This is a genomic window from Gordonia sihwensis NBRC 108236 (assembly GCF_000333035.1).
GTDB lineage: Bacteria > Actinomycetota > Actinomycetes > Mycobacteriales > Mycobacteriaceae > Gordonia > Gordonia sihwensis.
The window spans coordinates 1-1,443 of sequence record NZ_BANU01000056.1 but is presented as its reverse complement, the minus strand read 5'-3'; the positions used below and the strand labels follow the sequence as shown (position 1 = coordinate 1,443).

The window sequence follows — 1,443 nt, the reverse complement described above, 5'->3', positions numbered from 1 at the left end:
GGGTTAAAGGCCAGAATGTGTGTACGGTTCGGGCGTGGCGTCGGGTGGTTTACCGGTTTCGGCCTCCCCATCCGTGTTGGATGCCGTTGCCGTCTTCCCAGTTGAAGCCTGTGTCGTAGGCGGCGGGCCCGATCTGCTCGTCCTCGACGGGCGTTTCCTTCGGTCGCTGCGGTGGTGGGTTGTGGTGCTCTTCGCGGACCAGGCTCCACGGATCGTGTGGGTGGGCGGTGAGGCTGTTGAGCTTCCATTCGGCGGCTCGGCGGGCGTGCTCGGTCAGAAGTCCTCGGTGAGCGCGGAACAGGTCTTTGAGACCTTTGTTGGGGCCGCCTTCGAGCGGTGAGGTGGTCCGCGGCAGGGGGTGCTCTTCATCGGTCAGGCGGGGGTCGATCCAGGTGAACAGGTGCTCTTCTGAGATCAGCCGCCGGAACAGTCCTCGGGTCTTGCGTAGGTCGCGGTGGGTGTACCACCAGGTGCTGGTCTCGGCGACGCCCTTCGGGCGCACAGTGTGCGGGCGGGCGTAGGTCCGGTGCCGGAGGAATCGGTCGTGCTTGATTTCCCAGTCGTTGTAGGCCTGAAGCCAGAGCACGGCCTGCTCGGAATTGCGGATGTTCATCAAAGCGGTTGTCAGAGTGACAATTTCACGGGCAGCATCGAGTCGGGGTTTGAAGGTGTGGTGGCGGCGCACGGTCTGGAAGATGTGGAAGTAGCAGCGCTGGACTCGAGTGGTGGGCCAATCGTCGGCGATCGCGGCGAGCAGGCCGCGGCCACCGTCGATGACCGCGACGTGCGGGGCGGGTTGGCGTTGCAGGATTTGCTGCCAGGCGATCTTCTTCTCGCGGTCGCACCATTGCCAGTCGACGACGTGGGTGCCGTCGAAGGCGATCAGCAGGCACCAGGATTGGAAGTAGGTGCCATCGAGCATCAACACCTGGGCCGGCTCAGTCGGGGGTGCAGGTGGTGGGACTTCGATGTTCCAGCACCAGGAGCGTGATCGGCGGAACGTGCGTGCGCTGATGTGGTCGGGTTGTCGGCCGTGCAGGAGCCAGGTGAGGAACGCGGTGAGTTCGGCTTTGCGGGTGATGTCGGGGCGTTTCTGGGTGCTGGAGGCGCCGCAGTCTTTGCAGCGCCAGCGGGTGCGGCCGGCGCTGGTGGTTCCGTTCTTGACGAGCTTGCGGCCGCATACACCACATGAGGGGGAATTCCGAGAACCTGACACCGAACATGCTTTCAAAGCATGTCCGGCGCACTGTCAGTCGAGGTCAGACACCGGAAACCAGCGTATCTGTACACACATTTTGGCCTTTAACCCGTGGATGCTGCAGCCCTGCGCTTGCCTCTAGCTCCTTGGACGAAGCGTTCGATATTGGATGCGCAGAGCGTCGATGTCCGCCAGTGACCCTTCACGACCGACCTGTTGCTTAGTCGATCGGCTTCGCCCGATCT

At 63.2% G+C, this 1,443-nt stretch carries 1 protein-coding gene; it reads right to left on the bottom strand.

The genetic code is table 11. The annotated features are described in order from the left end of the window. Positions 1-49: 49 nt before the first annotated feature. Positions 50-1,216 (bottom strand): IS1249 family transposase, encoded by a 1,167-nt coding sequence (locus GSI01S_RS19365; RefSeq protein ID WP_006898367.1) that lies wholly within the window; start codon positions 1,214-1,216, stop codon positions 50-52. Between the last annotated feature and the right edge of the window lie 227 nt (positions 1,217-1,443).